The sequence below is a fragment of the Mesorhizobium sp. LEGMi-168a genome (assembly GCF_058312955.1).
In genome coordinates this window covers 1-16,635 of the sequence record NZ_JBZEGV010000025.1, presented here as the reverse complement: position 1 = coordinate 16,635, position 16,635 = coordinate 1, and the positions used below count along the sequence as shown (strand labels likewise).

18 protein-coding genes are annotated in these 16,635 nt (G+C 62.7%); 11 read left to right on the top strand and 7 right to left on the bottom strand.

Translation table 11 applies throughout. The features are described 5' to 3' along the window. The first annotated feature begins 269 nt into the window (after nt 1-269). The 3 genes from AC4FWB_RS25990 (at nt 270) to ftsZ (ending at nt 5,220) form a co-directional block, all read left to right on the top strand. Nucleotides 270-3,620: an adenylate/guanylate cyclase domain-containing protein gene (locus tag AC4FWB_RS25990; RefSeq protein WP_491029096.1), complete on the top strand. Its 3,351-nt coding sequence runs from the start codon at nt 270-272 to the stop codon at nt 3,618-3,620. Nucleotides 3,621-3,725: 105 nt separating this feature from the next. Then, nucleotides 3,726-3,875 (top strand): hypothetical protein, encoded by a 150-nt coding sequence (locus tag AC4FWB_RS25985; protein WP_491029095.1) that lies wholly within the window; start codon nt 3,726-3,728, stop codon nt 3,873-3,875. Between the two features lie 352 nt (nt 3,876-4,227). Further along, a complete protein-coding gene (gene ftsZ, locus AC4FWB_RS25980; protein WP_491029094.1) occupies nt 4,228-5,220 on the top strand; it encodes a cell division protein FtsZ in 993 nt (330 codons plus the stop codon). Nucleotides 5,221-5,430: 210 nt separating this feature from the next. On the opposite strand, the gene AC4FWB_RS25975 is transcribed toward ftsZ, so the two are convergent. The 6 genes from AC4FWB_RS25975 to AC4FWB_RS25950 form a co-directional block, all read right to left on the bottom strand. Continuing rightward, nucleotides 5,431-6,138, bottom strand: a complete 708-nt coding sequence (locus AC4FWB_RS25975) for an NAD(P)H-dependent oxidoreductase (protein ID WP_491029093.1) — start codon at nt 6,136-6,138, stop codon at nt 5,431-5,433. A gap of 22 nt (nt 6,139-6,160) precedes the next feature. Beyond that, nucleotides 6,161-6,637 (bottom strand): DoxX family protein, encoded by a 477-nt coding sequence (locus AC4FWB_RS25970; protein WP_491029092.1) that lies wholly within the window; start codon nt 6,635-6,637, stop codon nt 6,161-6,163. An 11-nt stretch (nt 6,638-6,648) separates the two neighbouring features. Beyond that, on the bottom strand, nt 6,649-7,434 hold the full coding sequence (locus AC4FWB_RS25965; protein WP_491029091.1) for an HvfC/BufC family peptide modification chaperone: 786 nt from the start codon (nt 7,432-7,434) through the stop codon (nt 6,649-6,651). Continuing rightward, nucleotides 7,421-8,455 (bottom strand): MNIO family bufferin maturase, encoded by a 1,035-nt coding sequence (gene bufB / locus AC4FWB_RS25960; RefSeq protein ID WP_491029090.1) that lies wholly within the window; start codon nt 8,453-8,455, stop codon nt 7,421-7,423. Before bufB ends, AC4FWB_RS25965 begins: the two co-directional genes overlap by 14 nt. A gap of 42 nt (nt 8,456-8,497) precedes the next feature. Further along, nucleotides 8,498-8,767, bottom strand: coding sequence for a BufA1 family periplasmic bufferin-type metallophore (locus AC4FWB_RS25955; protein WP_491029089.1), 270 nt, complete (start codon nt 8,765-8,767; stop codon nt 8,498-8,500). Between the two features lie 233 nt (nt 8,768-9,000). Next, a complete protein-coding gene (locus AC4FWB_RS25950; RefSeq protein WP_491029088.1) occupies nt 9,001-9,858 on the bottom strand; it encodes a patatin-like phospholipase family protein in 858 nt (285 codons plus the stop codon). Nucleotides 9,859-10,081: 223 nt separating this feature from the next. Here AC4FWB_RS25950 and AC4FWB_RS25945 point away from each other — a divergent pair, with 223 nt between their 5' ends. From AC4FWB_RS25945 to AC4FWB_RS25920, 6 genes are all read left to right on the top strand, one after another. Continuing rightward, a complete protein-coding gene (locus AC4FWB_RS25945) occupies nt 10,082-10,357 on the top strand; it encodes a hypothetical protein (protein WP_491029087.1) in 276 nt (91 codons plus the stop codon). 188 nt (nt 10,358-10,545) lie between these two features. Next, nucleotides 10,546-10,821, top strand: a complete 276-nt coding sequence (locus tag AC4FWB_RS25940; protein ID WP_491029086.1) for a hypothetical protein — start codon at nt 10,546-10,548, stop codon at nt 10,819-10,821. Between the two features lie 164 nt (nt 10,822-10,985). Further along, nucleotides 10,986-11,900 carry a LysR family transcriptional regulator gene (locus tag AC4FWB_RS25935; protein ID WP_491029085.1) on the top strand — a complete coding sequence of 305 codons (915 nt, stop codon included), beginning with the start codon at nt 10,986-10,988 and terminating at the stop codon, nt 11,898-11,900. 188 nt (nt 11,901-12,088) lie between these two features. Then, entirely contained in the window at nt 12,089-12,589 is a 501-nt protein-coding gene (locus tag AC4FWB_RS25930) for a cupin domain-containing protein (protein ID WP_491029084.1), read from the top strand. A 92-nt stretch (nt 12,590-12,681) separates the two neighbouring features. Then, nucleotides 12,682-13,884 carry an MFS transporter gene (locus AC4FWB_RS25925; protein ID WP_491029083.1) on the top strand — a complete coding sequence of 401 codons (1,203 nt, stop codon included), beginning with the start codon at nt 12,682-12,684 and terminating at the stop codon, nt 13,882-13,884. 46 nt (nt 13,885-13,930) lie between these two features. After that, the gene (locus AC4FWB_RS25920; RefSeq protein ID WP_491029082.1) at nt 13,931-14,395 is read left to right on the top strand and encodes a DUF302 domain-containing protein; all 465 of its coding nucleotides are present in this window, start codon (nt 13,931-13,933) and stop codon (nt 14,393-14,395) included. Between the two features lie 63 nt (nt 14,396-14,458). On the opposite strand, the gene AC4FWB_RS25915 is transcribed toward AC4FWB_RS25920, so the two are convergent. Next, nucleotides 14,459-15,376 (bottom strand): LysR family transcriptional regulator, encoded by a 918-nt coding sequence (locus tag AC4FWB_RS25915; RefSeq protein WP_491029081.1) that lies wholly within the window; start codon nt 15,374-15,376, stop codon nt 14,459-14,461. A 270-nt stretch (nt 15,377-15,646) separates the two neighbouring features. Here AC4FWB_RS25915 and AC4FWB_RS25910 point away from each other — a divergent pair, with 270 nt between their 5' ends. Then, nucleotides 15,647-16,429, top strand: coding sequence for a 3-hydroxybutyrate dehydrogenase (locus AC4FWB_RS25910; protein WP_491029080.1), 783 nt, complete (start codon nt 15,647-15,649; stop codon nt 16,427-16,429). A 22-nt stretch (nt 16,430-16,451) separates the two neighbouring features. Beyond that, a partial coding sequence (locus AC4FWB_RS25905; protein WP_491029079.1) for a patatin-like phospholipase family protein occupies nt 16,452-16,635 on the top strand: 184 nt, incomplete at its 3' end.

Below are 16,635 nucleotides of genomic sequence, written 5' to 3'. Positions count from 1 at the left end.
TGCCGAGACCCATCACTCTCGGCCGATTTTCCAACGACCGAAATGGGGCCGATAGCAGACCGGCAGCTTCGGTCTGCGAATCTTCAAAAGCGGACGTTCAGGTTGGGTCTGGGCATCGTCCTGACGTGACCTCTGGCCGGGACACGTCACTGCTGCGGCGGCAAGCGTGAAATGTTCGTTCTCCGCTTCCATTGGCACGTGGGTGGCCGAAACGAGTGTTGCACACGGTGGAACGATGCTAGGCTCTCTCGTTCGCAAGGTGGACGGTCATGCTAGATGTCGGCTCCTGGTTGGCGCGCCTTGGGCTTGCCAAGTACGCGGACGTGTTCGCACAGAACGAAATCGACCTGGACGCAGTTCGGCACCTGAGCGACGACGACCTGAAGGAACTTGGTCTGCCGCTCGGTCCGCGCCGGAAAGTGCTGGCCGCCGCGATGGCGCTCGACGACGCAGGTTCGCAAGCCGAGACGGCGCGGTCGACCCACACACCCCTGCGAGGCGAGGCCGAGCGGCGCCAGCTCACCGTGATGTTTGTCGACCTGGTCGGCTCCGCGGCGCTGTCGCAGCAGCTCGATCCAGAGGAAATGCGTGACCTGATCGCCGCCTATCAGGCGGCGGTTTCGCGCGAAATTGCACGCTTCAATGGCCACGTCGCAAAGCTTATGGGCGACGGCGTGCTCGCCTATTTCGGCTGGCCGCTCGCGCATGAGGACGATGCCGAGAGGGCCATTCGCGCGGGGCTGGCGGCGATCTCGGCGGTCGTCGGCCTGAAGACCCAGCACGGCGAGCCGCTCGCAGCCCGCGTGGGCATCGCCACCGGACTGGTGGTCGTCGGCGACTTGATCGGCCAAGGGGCGGCGCAGGAGGAGTCGGTCGTGGGCGAAGCCCCCAATCTGGCCGCTCGCCTGCAGGCCTTGGCCGAGCCGAATACGGTTGTTGTCTCGAACAGCGCACAGAAGCTGGTGGCTGGATTGTTCGAGGCTGCCGACCTCGGCTATGTCGAGCTCAAAGGATTCGCCTCCCCGGTGCACGCGCACCGCATTGTCGGCGATGCCGAGGTGCTCGATCGCTTCGACGCGCGGCGCGGCGGCTCGACCGCGCTTGTCGGCCGGAATGAGGAAAGCGACCTTTTGCTCAAGCGCTGGCGGAGCGCTCGCACCGGTCGAGGGCAGGCGGTGCTGCTGTCTGGAGAACCCGGCATCGGCAAGTCGCGCCTGATCGCGGCGCTGGCCGAGCGGCTCGGCGCGGAGCCGCACACCGACCTGCGCTATTTCTGCTCGGCCTATCACCAGAACAGCGCCTTCTATCCCGTGATCAGGCAACTCGAGCACGCGACCGGCATGCATCGCGAGGACAGTAACGATGACAAGCTTGGGAAGCTCGAACTCTGGCTGGGAAACGCAGGCGCCGATCCGGCGGATATCGCGCCGTTGCTGGCGCAACTCATGTCGATCGATGCGGGTGGCCGCTACCCGCCGCTCAAGCTGACCGCCCAAGGGTATAAGATTCGGACGGAAGAAGCGCTGGTCGATCTGTTCGCTGCGGCTGCGTCGCTACGACCGGCAATTGTCGTTGTCGAAGACGCACATTGGATCGACCCGACGACCGGCGATTGGCTGGATGCCCTTGTCGGCCGGATACCGGCCCTGCCCGTGCTACTGATCGTCAGCTTCCGGCCGGAGTTCCACCCGCGCTGGGTTGGGCGTCCGCACGTCACCGAACTGCCGCTGCGCCCTGTCAGCCGCGATGCGAGCGCGGCGATCGTCGATCACATCGCCGGCGGCAAGGCCTTGCCCGCCGAGGTCAAGCAGCGGCTGCTCTCCAGGGCCGAAGGCGTGCCGCTGTTCGTCGAGGAGCTGACCAGGGCCGTCATCGAATCCGGCTCCCTGCACGCCACCGGAGATCGCCATATGCTCGCGGCCAACGCGGCTTCTATTGCCGTCCCGTCGACACTGCAGGATTCATTGATGGCGCGCCTCGACAGGCTCGGCCGCGCCAAGGAAGTGGCGCAGGCCGGAGCCTGCATCGGTCGCGTCTTCCACCACCGGCTGCTGGCCGAGATTATCGACCTCCAGGGCGAAAGCCTGGAAGACGCGCTGCAGGAGCTTCTTTCGTCGCAACTAGCGTTTCGCAGCGGAGCTGCGCCGGAGGCGATCTACACGTTCAAGCATGCCCTGATTCAGGACACTGCTTATCAAAGCCTGCTCAAGAGCCGCCGGCAGAAGCTGCACGCGGCGATCGCCGAGAAGCTCGAAGCCAATTTTCCGGACATCGTGCTCACGGAACCGGAAACGCTTGCGCATCACTACAGCGCCGCGGGCATGGCGGCGCCGGCCATTCCCTACTGGCTCAAGGCTGGGCAGGCAGCCATGCGGCGTTCGGCGAACCTCGAGGCCGTTGCTCACCTCACCAGGGGGATCCAGTTGATCGCATCACTCCCCGAGAGCGTGGAATGCCAGCGCCTGGAACTTCAATTCCAGAGCGCGATCGGGTCGAGCATGACATCGACCAAAGGTTTCGGTTCGCCGGAGGTTCTTGCTGCGTACAGCAGGGCCCGTGTACTCAGCGAACTTTTGGGGGACAAGCAGCAGCAATTCGTCGCGCTCAACGGCGAGGCCTTCTGCCATATGTTTGCCAACAATCTGCGCGCCGCGGACGAAGTTGGCCGCCGTTGTTTCGAACTGGCCGAAGCCGACGGCGACGAATCGCTGCTGCTGGAGGCTCATCATCGCCAGTGGGCAACGAGGTTTCGGATGGGGGATTTCGACGCGGCCCAGCGGCATCTGGACCTTGGATACCGCGCCTACGACCCGGCCAGGCATCACAGATTGACCTATATCTTCACCGGCCATGATCCCGGCACCTGTTGTCGGAGTCATCTGGCTAGAGTGCTCTGGATTCGGGGTTATCCGGATCAGGCCCTTCAATGTGCCCGCGAGGGAGTCGCTCTCGGAAAGACAGTCTCCCATACCTACAGCTTGCTGCTGGTTCACGGCACGTTGAGCGAGATACATCTGCTGAGGGGCGAGGTCGACGAGGCACGCCGGTGCATCAGCGAGTGGGGAGAAACGGCAAACGAAATGGTGGTGACGTATCTGCAGGCGGAGGCACGATTCCAGACTGGTTGGGCGCTCGCCGAAGGCCGGCACCCACAGGAAGGAATCGAGGCCATGCGAGAGGGCACGGAGGCTCTCGCCTCGTCGGGAGCCGTGGCCGACCTGCAGCACTACCTGTGCACGCTCGCTGAAGCGCATGGCGAATGCGGCAGGATTCCGGAGGGTCTGTCGCTGCTCGACGAGGGGTTCCGGATCGTGACCGCCTCAGGCTCGAAACGTGATGTCCCTGAACTGCATCGCATACGAGGCGAGTTGCTGTCGAAGCTCGATCCACGCGACCCCTTGGCGGAAGACTGCTTTCGCAAGGCCCTAGACCTGGCTCGGTCGGAGCGGACACGATCACCGGAACTGCGCGCGGCAACGAGTCTCGCCCAGCTGTATGGCGCGCAGGATCGGCGCCAGGAGGCGCGCGACGTGCTCTTGCCGGTCTATGAGTGGTTCACGGAAGGACACGGCACACGCGACCTTGTCGTTGCAAGGGCTCTTGTTGAACAGCTGCAATAATGCGGATGAGGTCGGTTTCGCGGCGGCGCCGATCTTCAGCCCGGAACGTGGTGCGGGACGACGAGCTTGCCTTCATCGTCTGGACAACCTCGCCACGCTGATTTGATGATCTGGCTGACAATCACGGCAATGCCGCGATCCGGCTTCGCCATCGTCACCATTTCGTCTGTCGTAGGGCTGGTCGCGCCCGTTGTTTTCTCGGCTTACGGCATCTCGAATTGCGGTGAAACCGGCGACAAGGCTCATGGCGGGTGAGCTAGCTGTGAGCTCCGAGCGGGGCCCGGGTTAACTCGATAGCGCCCGGTTGGATCATGAGCGCCGCGTGGTCCCCGGCAATGTCTGCTTTCAAGCGGCGGCAATGCTCACCGCAACGGCCGACATGGGCGCAAAGCAGCCGATCGGTCCCATGCCGTGCTTCAGATTACGCCCCCCGTCGCCCAGTTCCCGGCGGGTCACCCATGTTCCTGATGAACGCGCAGGCGAACATCGGCTGCGGTCAACTCTCGTGCAGCCCTTGCAGGGAGGTATCCCGTCTGATTCCGTAGGCTTGGTGGGGGTCGCCTGATTCGCGTGCTCGCGCGGCGGGTGCTTCCGTGGAGAGATCGCAATGACCGACAAGCCGGAAATCCTCGAGATGAGGCCTAAAATCACCGTGGTCGGCGTTGGCGGCGGTGGCGGAAACGCCATCAACAACATGATCACCGAGGGCTTGCAGGGCGCGGAGTTCGTCGTGGCCAATACCGACGCGCAGGCGCTCGCCATGTCGAAGTCTTCGCGACTGATCCAGTTGGGTGCGCATGTCACCGAAGGCCTTGGCGCCGGGTCGTTGCCCGACGTCGGCCGCGCTGCCGCGGAAGAGTCCATCGACGAGATCATGGATCACCTGGCGGGAACGCATATGTGTTTCGTCACCGCGGGCATGGGAGGCGGCACCGGAACGGGCGCCGCACCCGTTATTGCGCGTGCCGCACGCGATGCTGGCATTTTGACCGTGGCCGTCGTCACCAAGCCCTTCGTGTTCGAAGGCAAGCGCCGGACCCAGGCCGCCGAGGAAGGCATAGAACGCCTTCGCGAGAGCGCCGATACCGTGATCGTCATTCCGAACCAGAACCTGTTCAGGGTTGCCGACGCCAGGACAACGTTTGCCGACGCGTTCGCGATGGCGGACCGTGTTCTCTACGCGGGTGTCGGCTGCATCACCGACCTCATTGTGAAAGAAGGCCTGATCAATCTCGACTTCGCTGACGTCAAGGCAGTGATGCGGGACATGGGTCGAGCGATGATGGGAACCGGTGAGGCCTTCGGAGAGGGCCGTGCAAAGACGGCGGCCGAGGCCGCAATCGCCAATCCGCTGCTGGATGAGGCCTCCATGGCGGGCGCCAGGGGCGTGCTTGTATCGATCAGCGGCGGCATGGACATGACACTGTTCGAAGTCGATGAGGCCGCGACACGGATACGCGAAGAGGTCGACGCCGATGCCAACATCATCGTTGGCGCCATCTTCGACCAAACGTTGGCCGGGAAGTTCCGGGTGTCGGTCGTCGCCACCGGCCTACGGAAGAGCGTGGACGTGGCACAGCTCGAGCAAAGGATCGCCTGAAGCGACTGCGATCTCTCCCTGCGGTTGCCCCCAACGGCGCGAAGCCAGAAGCTTGAACGCTTTCAGCCGTCGCCGCTACGCCACAGCGACGATCTCCCACGTGCGGAAGTGGAGGTTGGTCTGCTGAACGACCTGAATGGGATTTATCGAGGAGATAGTCACTTCACCGTGATTATCTGCCGGGAGAACAAGGAGCAGATTTGGGAGATATCACGCCGATTTCAAAACATGGTTGTCGTCGAAGTCCGCGAGCTTCGGATAGGCGATGGTGGGGGCATGCATGAGGCTGAGGACGCGTTCACGATAACGATCGAGGCACATCTGGCGCTCGCCGTCGCTGATGCGCGCTGGCGCGTGAACGAGGAACGGCTCGATGACCGTGAAGCCGACAAAGTAGAGCATCCCGTGATTGATCGGGAACAGGATTGAAGCGATTGGGCCGTTCAGTCCGTGGCCGGAATAGATCGGCGGCGGTCCGCCGATTGTGACGGAACACATGGCGCGCTTTCCCGCGAAGACGCCGCGATCATACCATTTGCCGCCGCCATAGATGCGGCCACCCGACGCGAACACTCGGTCAACCCAGCCCTTCAGGATCGCCGGCAGCCCGAACCACCAGAGCGGAAACTGCAGGATCAAGGCGTCGCACCAGAAGAGCTTGTCCATCTCCGCCTGAATGTCTGGAGCGAATCCATCATGCGCAACCGCATTCGCCTCTTCAGCCTGCTGGCGGTAGTAATTCGCGTCGCCGATGGTCGAGAAGTTGCGGCGATCCGATACTGGATTGAAGCCCATGGCGTAGAGATCGGAAATGACGACCTCGTGCCCCGCAGCAGACAGAGCCCCTTGCGCCGCGCGGGTCAAGGCGCCATTGAAGCTGTTGGGCTCGGGGTGAGCATGAACGATGAAGATGCGCACCGTGCTTGCCTACTCGAAATGTTCATTTTCTGGATGCCGAAAAGGTCCGTTCAGCGATGCGGTCGAGCGAGAGCGAGCCAGCGCTACGCGTCAGCACGAGCAGCAGCAAAGATGCCCACAAAAGGTGCTCTGCCCAGTTTTCCGGATAAACGAAAATCTGAATGACGGACACGACGCCGAGCAGCATCAACGCTGCAAAGCGCGAGAATAGTCCGAGGAAGATTAGAACCGAGCCGGTGATTTCGGCCGTCGTCGCCAGTGGCGCTGCGATCGATGGATCGATGAACGGCAAATTGTATTCGTTGGCGAAGAGCTGCAGCGTCACCGGCCAGGACGCCAGCTTGCTCTGCGCCGATTGCCAGAAGACATGGGCCACCGCCACACGAGTAGCGAGCTGAACCAGTGAGAATGGGATGTGTTCGGGCAGTTTGATAACACGCCTATAGAACCCGACCAAACCCGCTTGGCTCGTCGAGGGATGTTCTGAAATTGCGGTCATGACTGTCTCCATCAGTTTGAGAGGGGAGGCACGGTGATGCGCACGTTTGTGACGAGCCCGTCGGCGAACAGGCGCACGAGCGCGGACACGAGGTCGAAGTTCGGTTCGAGCGCATGCGCGCGGCTTGCAGCATGTCCAAGGCCGAGGCCGTGCTTGAGAGAATGGCGGAAGGCGAAGTCTGCGCGGTCGAGAAGGGCCAGGCGAACGCTGTTCCCGGCCCGCCACAACGCCACGCGTTCGGGGCGTCTCGTCCAAGTGCAATGCTGTTCGACTGCTGTGCCCTGCTGGTGCGCCGTCCACACCGACAGGATCGACCAGTGTGAAACGATCAGCCTGAGCGATGGCTGTAGCAGTATTTCGGGTGAAGGCCCCAGGTCGGTTTTGTCATAGTCCGCAAGGGCGCGAGGTGGAAGCGAAGCCGTATCGAGCGCTTCGGCGATGGCCCATTCGAGCCGCGCGGTCTCGGCAACGATCGGCATGTCGGATAGCGTCTCGATCGTCTTGAGGAAGCGGGGGAACCCGGCGCCATAGCGCGCAAGGCGCGATTCAACCGGCGGGTGGCGTCGAATGAACTCGCTCGCCACGTAACGGAAGAACCGTTCATCCACCAGTCGAACCGTGACCGGAAAGACCGCCATCAGCACTGCGCTAAGGGAACTGCGTGTATTGTTCTGGTAGATGCGCAGGCGGGCCAGTGGATCGGCCTTGCCGGCGGTCAGCATTTTCGCGGAGACCATTGGTTCGATGGCAAGCACCGAGCGCGCCATGGTGGTCTGCAGGTGTTCAAGCGGCAACATGATATTCCTCCTCGATTGAAGGCAGCGCCGCGGACATGGACGGTCGGGCGGCCCTGGCGGCGGCAAACGCTGCAAGCACTGGCATGCTGGTCGTCGTCTCGCCTTCGACGGAAAGGCAGATGGCCGTCGATCGGACTCCGGTCGTTTCGTTGCGTCTCGCAGCCTGCTTGCGGTTGAACATGATCGAGGCGGTCAGCATGTCGGCCCACATCGCCTCACCGAGCAGCACGTCGAGGACGGGAACGTCAGTGTCCCATTCGATCAGGGTTGGGCGTGGTCCGAGCCGGTTTATGGCATGCTGGTAGAGCGCCCAGACGACTGGCGGCACGCGCGAGCCATGGTCGTCGATGAGCACAGTGTCGGCCCCGACCTGATTGGTCGCGTGGCCGGCAAGATGGATCTCGCCGATCGCCTGTTCCGGCAGGGCGTCGATGAATGCCTTGGCGTCATATTGCAAATTGTGAGCCGAGACCTGGACGTTGTTTATGTCCAGCAACAGGCCGCAGCCAGTCTTCACGACGAGTTCGGCCAGGAATTCGGCCTCATTCATCGAGGAGTCGGCGAAGGCCAGATAGGCCGACAGGTTCTCGATGAGCACGCGCCGCTTCAGCGTGTCCTGGACGGTCTCGACATTGCGAGCAACGATCGCGAGCGCCTCTTCGTCATAGCGCAGCGGCAGCAGGTCGTTGAGATAGGCGCCGTCCGCCACGCTCCAGGCGAGATGCTCGGAGACCAGATCGGGCTGGAAGCGGTCGCAGACCTTGCGCAGCCTTTCCAGATGATCGCGGTCCAAGCCACGTGCGCTGCCCAGCGAAAGGCCGACGCCATGGACCGACAGCGGGTAGATTTCCCGCAGCTTCTCCAGCGCCTCGACGCCGGCGCCGTCGCCCATGTAGTTTTCGGCGTGGACCTCGAGCCAGCCGGCGGACGGCCGCCTCGTCAGCATCTCCGCGATGTGAGGCGAGCGAAGACCGATGCCCGCCGACGCAGGGATCGCGAGGGGCAAAAATACAGCGGACATCGGTTAGCTCCGTTTTGGAGGGTTGCGTCGGGGGGTGGTTGCTCAGGCCTTGGGCATGGCGCTGCCGCCCGCGATCTTGGCGCAGCTGCCGGCCGGCACGTAGAGCCAGGAATCCGGCTGGTTGTCGGCGGTGGCGGTGCCGGCGCAGGAATGGGTCGCGGTCTGGCAGTCGTTCTGCCCCGCCTTGACGACGCCGTAGCACTTCTCGAAGGCGAAGCTGGGCTTGGCGGCGGGGCCGCTATAGGCGGCCGTTGCGGCCAGTGTAGTGGCGGCGGCGAGGGCCGATCCGATGAGGGTCTTGGTGTTGATCACAGACTTGTCTCCTGGTTGGCGTTTCGAGAGAAAGACCGGCCTTGAGGCCCGTCTGCAAATCAGTCTCTCCGATCGTGGCGCCGAGCTGAAATGCTGTCTCGGCATGGAATTGATACGTGGTCACTATGTTCTGGAGCTCGGCGTGAAAAAGCCCTCCGGCGGGGAGACCGGAGGGCTTGGCGCCTGCATTCGGGAGTATGCGATGCAGGTGCGGCTAGGCGGGAGGGAGGCGCCTAGATGTATCGTCTTTCGCAGTTTGTGGCCGAGCTTTCATCGGTGCGGAAAGGATCAGCGGCAAGCCAGTCTGCTGCCCGCTGCCGCCCCCTGTCACGCATGTCGGTCAGTTCGCCCCAGTCGATCCAGGGCCGCAGGAGCAGCGAAGCTCCTGCACGGTATCGACCGTCAAATATAGTGTGAACCGGCGCGCATTTTGTCGAGCAATGACTGGCTGCGAGGCTGCGATCCGGACACGGTGTGGTGAAGACGGAAGGTCGGCCGGCGACAATCAGGCGATGACGAGCTCCGGTTGATAGAACAGGCGGCGACTGGAAGACGTCGCCGTCACCCCAATAGGTATCGCCGTTGATCTCGACAGGCAGCGACAGGAAAGGGACCGTGGCCGCCGCGACGATCGCGTTGATCGACAACTGGTCCCCTGTGAATACCTTGGCCGCATCCGTGCGCGCGTTGACGGCCAGGACGCCCAGTTTCACCGGGCAGCCTTCGTCACGAATTTGCTCGAGGTCGATTGACTGTTCCAGGATGGATCGAAGCAGGCTCGTCCTGTCATCCGCAAAAACCGAAGCGTGGCTGACGCGCCGCCAGAAATTGGCGAGTGCCATCCGCGCACCGCGCCTGCCGCCGACGCTCAGCCCATAGGCAAAGACTGCTGCCTCCATCGCTGCGAAGCCCGATGCGGTAACGCCGCTGACGCAGCAGCTCGGCTCGTCTAGCAGGCGATCGAGCACGCCCCAGACGAAAGCGCCATGTGCGTCGTTTGCCAGCACGATGTCGATCCTGCGGTTTTCCGCACCAAGATCCGCCACTGAAATGGTGGCTTGGTCTGTTCTTATTGGGGACTGGGCAAGCATGGTTTGGTCTCCATCCCAAGATCGTCGACAAGGCGACTGGAGAGAGACTGCCGCACCTTTCTCAACGGGCGAAATGCCAAGGTGGCATGAAGTCCATAGGCAGATGGCATTGGCGGCAGTTCCTCGCGCGCAGCAAGCTTGGCGCAGTCAGGCGGAGCGACGCGGTGTTGCTACGCCTCCGGCGCCATGACGGCGTCTGGCTCAGCCTGGAGAGGAGTATCTCGTGAGAACGCGAACTGTCTGCCTGGGAGCGATTGCCATTGGTCTTCTGGCCGGGGTGGCTGCCGCCGACCCATTCAGCGACCTCGCCGCATTGCCGACATTCTATACGGACGCCAGCATGAAGACGATGAAGCCGATGGCCGACTTCAAGAAGGCCTGGTTTGCCATGCCGAAGCACGATCGCATCAAGATGACCAAGGCGTGCAACGACCCGGCGATGAGCAAGCCTCATGCCGCTTTCTGCGCCAACGTCCTGGCCTTGGGCGGAGCCAACTAACAGCCACCGCCGATGCATTCCGAGGATGCAGAACAGGCATAGACTCCGTTCGCAGAGGGCATTGGCAAGTTGTCTAGAAAGTAAAGCAAAGTCCATCGCGGCGGGGATGAACAACAGAGTTCCAGAATGCTGCCGATCATCAGAGCGGTCGTCGATTGGGCGGTCGCGAATTCCAGAAGGATATCACTATGAATATCAAAGCTATCTGCCTCGGCGCTTTTGCGCTTTCCATGCTCGGCGGCGTTGCATTCGCCGGCGCGCTCGACGAACCGTCCAACATGCAGCCATTCTTCACCGATTCCGGCATGAAGGCGATGAAGTCGAGCGCCGATTTCGAGACCGCGTGGAAAGCCACCCCGAAGACGACCCAGGATGCGATGATGAAGGAATGCAACGACGCCGCCATGAGCAAGCCGCATGCTCAGTTCTGCGCCCAGCTCTTCGCCTTGGGCCATCACAGCTGACGCTCTTGGCACCTGGCACCGCAGGACGTTTTGATGGCGGGCCTTGGCCCGCCATCGTCGCATGACGAAACGCTATCGACTTTATAGCGCTCGTGCATTGGCGTGATGGAATGCCATGCGGCAGGGTTCCAGGGTGCATCTATGCTAGATGAGGAACGCCCCGCATGGACATCCATCACATCCGCTACTTCCTGGCCGTCTGCGAGACCCGCAACTTCACGCGCGCCGGCGAAAAGTGCAACGTCACTCAGCCGGCGCTGTCGCGCGCGATCCAGCAGCTGGAGGATGAGGTCGGCGGCCTCTTGTTTCGCCGCGAGCGGAATCTGACACACCTCACCGATTTGGGAGCACTGCTCCGCCCGCGGTTTCAGCAGATCCTCGACGAAGTGAGCGGCGTTCGACAGGAAGCATCCAAATTCCTATGCCTGGAGAACGCCAACCTGAAGGTTGGGGTGATGTGCACCATCGGTCCGCGCCGGTTCACAGGGCTGTTGACCGATTTCAACCGGCGCCAGCAGGGCATCCAATTGCAGTTGGTGGAGGGCGTTCCAGCTTCCCTTTCACAACTGCTGGAAGCCGGCGAGATCGATGTCGCTATCATGGCGTCCAGCAACAGTTTCCCGGAGCGCTTCGACGTCACCCCGCTTTATCGCGAACGGTTCGTCCTCGCGTTTCCCAATGGGCATCGACTGGCCCGCAACGACAATGTTGCCATCTCGGAACTCGACGGCGAGAATTATCTCAGACGCCTGAATTGCGAGTATCGGGATTATCTTGCCGGCCTCTGCAATGAACGTGGCGTGAAGCTCAGGATCTCCTACGCCAGCGAACGCGAAGACTGGATCCAGAACATGGTTTCCGGCGGGCTGGGAATCTGCTTCATCCCGGAATTCAGCGCCGTCATCCCTGGATTGCAGATCAGGCCAGTCGTCGATCCTGAAGTTTGGCGGGAAGTCTCGCTCGTCGTGGTGGCCGGGCGCCGCTTCTCGCCGGCGACATCGACCTTCGTGAACAGCGTCAAGGCGCACAGCTGGCCGGAAAGCGGTATCGATCTGTCGGCCAGGAAGAGCGCTGCATAGCAAATCGAAGCGACAGCCTAATGCCGTGGCAATTGTCACGGCAGGGGCATCCGGCAGGCACGACGGTCCACCATAGTTTTCAGGTATCGATTTAAGAGCCAGTCAGCATTTCTCTTTCCTCGAGGCTCCCGTCACTCTCCTCTCATGCCCCGCCACCGCGATTGGGCACCGACAAAGGAGAAATAGACATGGCTTCCAAGACTATTGCATTGCGTGTGCCGCTGAAGCTGGCGCTGACGCTCGGACTTCTTACCGCGACCGCTGCGTTTTCCGTGGCCCCGGTTTTCGCCGGCGACTGTCCTGCCGGCCAGGCCGCCACGACCGACATCCAGGAGCATCCCAGCAAGCCCGTTGGCGTCACCGACACGGTTCTTGCGGCGATCGATCTGAGCAGCAAGGGCGAAGCCTGGAAAGGCAACATGCTGCGGCTGCGCAAGCTGGTCGTTCAGCCCGGCGGCGTCGTGCCGTGGCACGAGCACAATGTCCGTCCGGCCAACATCATCGTCGTCGAGGGCTCGATTACTGAATATGCCAGCACCTGCAAGGTCGGTATCGAGCATCCGGCCGGCGACACGACGGCCGAGTTCGGCCAGCTCGCCCACTGGTGGAAGAACAACGGCAAGGTTCCCGCCGTCCTCTATTCCGCCGACGTCCTGCCGCCGGCGATGCATGACGATCACATGATGTGAGCCGCCTTTCGCGGTGAGCGGATCCCAGCATCAGCAACCAAAAGCGCCTCCTCGGGCGATCACCTGAGGACGCGCCCCCCACGGAGCTTGTGATGACGACCAGTGAACATACCGAACCGACGCGGCTCCGCATGGTCGCCGCGGACAGCTGGCGCTTCGGCCTGATTGCGCTGATCGCGTTTCTGACGCTCGTCGATCTGTTCGCCACCCAGGCCATCCTGCCCTCGCTGGTTAAAAAATTCGGCGTCAGCCGCGCGACCATGGGCTTCGCCGTCAATGCCAGCACGTTCGGCATGGCGGTGGCCGGTATCGCCGTCGCGCTCTTCGGGCGCGGCATCGATCGCCGCAACGGCATCTGGATCAGCCTGGCGATTTTGGCGATCCCCACGACGATGCTTTCGCAGACCGACAATATCGTGGTTTTCGCCCTGTTGCGCGTGGCGCAAGGCCTGTGCATGTCGACCGCGTTCACGCTGACGATGGCATATCTCGCCGAGCATTTTTCCGCGCGGCAGACGACAAGCGCGCTTGCGGCCTATGTGACTGGCAACGTCGCCAGCAACTTCTTCGGCCGGCTGATGTCGGCCGCCGTCGCCGACACGTTCGGCATTTCCACCAATTTTCTGACCTTCGCAGCCCTCAACCTGTTCGGCGCCGCTCTCGTCTGGTTCACGCTGCAAAAAACCTCGGCGATGATGCGCGCCGACGCGGCGGGCGGGCCCGCCCGTGCTGCCTGGAAGGCTCCGCTGCAAAACGTCGAGCTGCGCGCCTGTTTCGCGATCGGCTTCCTGATCCTCTTCGTCTTCATCGGCACCTTCACCTACGTGAATTTCCAACTCGTCGCAGCACCGCTGTCGCTGTCGCCGATGGCTCTGGGCGCGGTCTATTTCGTCTTCCTGCCCTCGATGCTGACCACGCCGCTTGCCGGGCGCGTCGCGGCAAGTCTCGGTCCGAGGGGAGGGATCGGAGCAACGCTAGGGCTGGCGATCGGCGGACTGTTCTTCTTGCTCGCCGCTAGCCTTCCCATCGTTCTTGCCGGGATGGCATTGGTCGCCATCGGCACCTTCCTGGCGCAGGCGATAGCCACCGGGCACGTGAGCCGGACCGCCTCGCGCGATCGCGCCGCCGCAAGCGGCATCTACCTGGCGTCCTACTATGCGGGCGGGCTCGCCGGCAGCTTCGTCGTCGGACAGCTCTACGACCGCATTGGGTGGACCGCCTGCGTGGGCCTGCTCGCCGCGGTTCTTGCCGGCGCGATCGCGATCGCGCGCGTGCTGCAAACGCCAAAAGCCTGAGACTTCGATACCGGAAAACTTCGCCATCCAAACCAAGGAGACTGACATGACCAACTACGTGAAAACCATGATTGCCGGCGCCGCCGTGCTGATGGCGCTTGCCCTCCCGGCCGCCGCCTCGGACGGCGTCGTCACCGTAAAGAGCGACTATTCCGTCGCCGAGACCGTCGCCCGCATCAAGAGGGATGTCCTCAAGAAGGGGATCAAGTTCTTCGGCGTCATCGACCAGGCGCAGCTTGGCAAGAATGCCGGCAACGACGTCAGGCCATCGCGGCTGGTGATGTTCGGCAATCCGGCACTTGGAACGACCTTCATCACGTCCAATCCGGAAGCCGGGCTTGATTGGCCGGTGCGCGTTCTGGTCTACCAGACTGCCGATGGCACGGTTTACGCCGCCTACAGCGATTTCGACTGGATCGCCAAACGGCATGGCATCACCGACCGCACCGCGCAGTTCAAGATGGCGACCGAAGTCATCCAGTCCGTGACTTCGACGGTCAGGAAGAACTGAGCGCGGACGTCTGCCGGAGATCCCGGCCTGGGCATGCGGGGCAGGGTGCTTCGCGCGGCGAAACTACTCTGCGGCAGCGGCGGGCAGCGCCTTCGCCCGCTCGCCGAACCACTTCTTCTGTGTGGCCTCGCGTACCAGCGCGCCGACCGCCGGAGAATGCCGGCGGCCGCGCACGGTGACGAGATTGACCTCGCGCCAGAATTCCGGCTCGGTGATCGGCAAGGCCGCCACGCCCGGGTGCTTGGCGGTATGCTCGGGCATGAAGCCGAAACCGAGCCCTGCAGCGATCATCGCCAGTGTCCAGTCGTCGCGATCGCTCCAGTAGACGGGGCTGACGGTGACGCCCTGCTCGGCGAGGATGGCGTCCGCGTAGCCTGCGAACTCGCAATTGTTGCGGTGGATGTAGCTTTCATTGCTCATGTCCTTTACCCGCACCACGCGCTGGTTGGCGAGGCGATGGGCCAGGTGGACAGCCATCACCATCTGCTCCTGAAAAAGCGGCAGGGAGTGCACCTCTTCGTCGGGGACGTCAGAGGGCAAAGCATAGATGGCGGCCTCGAGGTCGCCTTCAAGCAGCCTCCGCCTCAAGCTGATGGCATCGGCGTCGCAAAGATGCAGCTCGACACCGGGGTGATGCGCGCGCACGGCCGCGATGAGCTCGATGATCTCGTCCGGGGCAATCGTGCTCATGATGCCGACCCTGAGCGGCATCTTTTTCAAATTCACATATCGCTCGGCGATCTGCTTTGCCTGGCGCGAGTTCTCGAAAACGCCCTCGAGATAGGTCTCGACCATGCGGCCGAGCTCGGTAAGGTGAGTGAAGCGGCGCTCGCGATGGAACAGCGCGCCGCCGAATTCGTCTTCCAGGAGCTTGATGGCGCGCGACAGCGCGGGCTGCGTGACATTGCACTGCTCAGCCGCCCTGGTGAAATTCAGCTCCTTGGCGACGGCCAAGAAATATCTGACCTGGCTGATCTCCACTGCACGCTTCCCCTTGGCGTGCATGCCGCACGACCCGCGTTGCACGGGCGATCTTACAAGCTGCCCCAGCGTCAAACAACCCGGCCTGCAGATCTATCTCGCCGGTGCGGCGGTCAGACTGTCGGCTATCGAATCCATGTCTCAACGGCATTTCCGCAGTTTCGGATGGCTCGCCATACTGATCGGGAGATACAGATCCGGGCTTCCACGCCCGTTGTTCGCAACCGTTTACCGGCCAATTCGGCAGGGGTCAAACCGAAGGAAATAGCGATGCTCAGAGGAAAGACAGCACTCATCACAGGCTCCACCAGCGGCATCGGCCAGGGCATTGCGGAGGCTTTCGCGGCCAAGGGCTGCAACGTCGTTCTGAACGGCTTCGGCGATGCCAGCGAGATCGAGTTGCTGCGGTCGAGGCTCGCCGCCGACCATGGGGTCGCCGTCCGCTACGACAATGCCGACATGAGCAAGGGCGGCGCGATCACCGCCATGATGGACAAGGCCATCGCTGAATTCGGCGCGGTGGACATCCTGGTCAACAATGCCGGCATCCAGCACGTCGCGCCGATCGACGACTTCCCGATCGAGAAATGGGAAGCGGTCGTGGCGATCGATCTGATGTCATCGTTCTACACGATCCGGCGTGCCCTCCAGGCGATGAAGGCGCGCAAATGGGGCCGCATCATCAACGTCGCCTCGGCGCACGCCTTGGTCGCCTCGCCCTACAAGTCCGCCTATGTCGCCGCCAAGCACGGTGTCGCCGGTCTGACCAAGACCGTTGCGCTGGAAGTCGCCGAACAGGGCATCACCGTCAATGCGGTTTGCCCCGGCTATGTGCTCACTCCGCTGGTCGAGAAGCAGATTCCGGATACGGCCAAGGCCCGCGGCATCACCGAGCAGCAGGTGATCAAGGATGTGCTGCTGGCTGCGCAGCCGACCAAGCAGTTCGTGACGGTTGAGCAGGTCGCCGCGCTCTGCCTGTTCCTGGCCTCGGACGAGGCGGCCTCGATCACCGGCGCCGTCATGCCGATCGAAGGCGGCTGGACGGCTCACTAGGTCCGGCAGAGGAGCGAAAGCCATGAACAAGATCACGCGAAATCCGCCCGTCTCCGAGCCGGCACTTCAGGTCGGTGCTCAGGGTGAGTCCAAACGCCAGACCGTCCTTGTCCTTCAAGGCGGTGGCGCGCTCGGCGCCTATCAGGCCGGCGTCTATCAGGCGCTTGTCGAAGGCGGCATCGAACCGGATTGGGTCATCGGCACGT

What these genes read in the sequence shown, in the direction of transcription:
- AC4FWB_RS25935 (WP_491029085.1), top strand. Translation starts at nt 10,986, where the DNA reads ATGGACATCCATCACATCCGCTACTTCCTGGCCGTCTGCGAGACCCGC.
- AC4FWB_RS25990 (WP_491029096.1), top strand. Translation starts at nt 270, where the DNA reads ATGCTAGATGTCGGCTCCTGGTTGGCGCGCCTTGGGCTTGCCAAGTAC.
- AC4FWB_RS25925 (WP_491029083.1), top strand. Translation starts at nt 12,682, where the DNA reads ATGACGACCAGTGAACATACCGAACCGACGCGGCTCCGCATGGTCGCC.
- AC4FWB_RS25985 (WP_491029095.1), top strand. Translation starts at nt 3,726, where the DNA reads ATGATCTGGCTGACAATCACGGCAATGCCGCGATCCGGCTTCGCCATC.
- AC4FWB_RS25930 (WP_491029084.1), top strand. Translation starts at nt 12,089, where the DNA reads ATGGCTTCCAAGACTATTGCATTGCGTGTGCCGCTGAAGCTGGCGCTG.
- AC4FWB_RS25950 (WP_491029088.1), bottom strand. Translation starts at nt 9,858, where the DNA reads ATGCTTGCCCAGTCCCCAATAAGAACAGACCAAGCCACCATTTCAGTG.
- ftsZ (WP_491029094.1), top strand. Translation starts at nt 4,228, where the DNA reads ATGACCGACAAGCCGGAAATCCTCGAGATGAGGCCTAAAATCACCGTG.
- AC4FWB_RS25940 (WP_491029086.1), top strand. Translation starts at nt 10,546, where the DNA reads ATGAATATCAAAGCTATCTGCCTCGGCGCTTTTGCGCTTTCCATGCTC.
- AC4FWB_RS25970 (WP_491029092.1), bottom strand. Translation starts at nt 6,637, where the DNA reads ATGACCGCAATTTCAGAACATCCCTCGACGAGCCAAGCGGGTTTGGTC.
- AC4FWB_RS25920 (WP_491029082.1), top strand. Translation starts at nt 13,931, where the DNA reads ATGACCAACTACGTGAAAACCATGATTGCCGGCGCCGCCGTGCTGATG.
- AC4FWB_RS25910 (WP_491029080.1), top strand. Translation starts at nt 15,647, where the DNA reads ATGCTCAGAGGAAAGACAGCACTCATCACAGGCTCCACCAGCGGCATC.
- AC4FWB_RS25965 (WP_491029091.1), bottom strand. Translation starts at nt 7,434, where the DNA reads ATGTTGCCGCTTGAACACCTGCAGACCACCATGGCGCGCTCGGTGCTT.
- bufB (WP_491029090.1), bottom strand. Translation starts at nt 8,455, where the DNA reads ATGTCCGCTGTATTTTTGCCCCTCGCGATCCCTGCGTCGGCGGGCATC.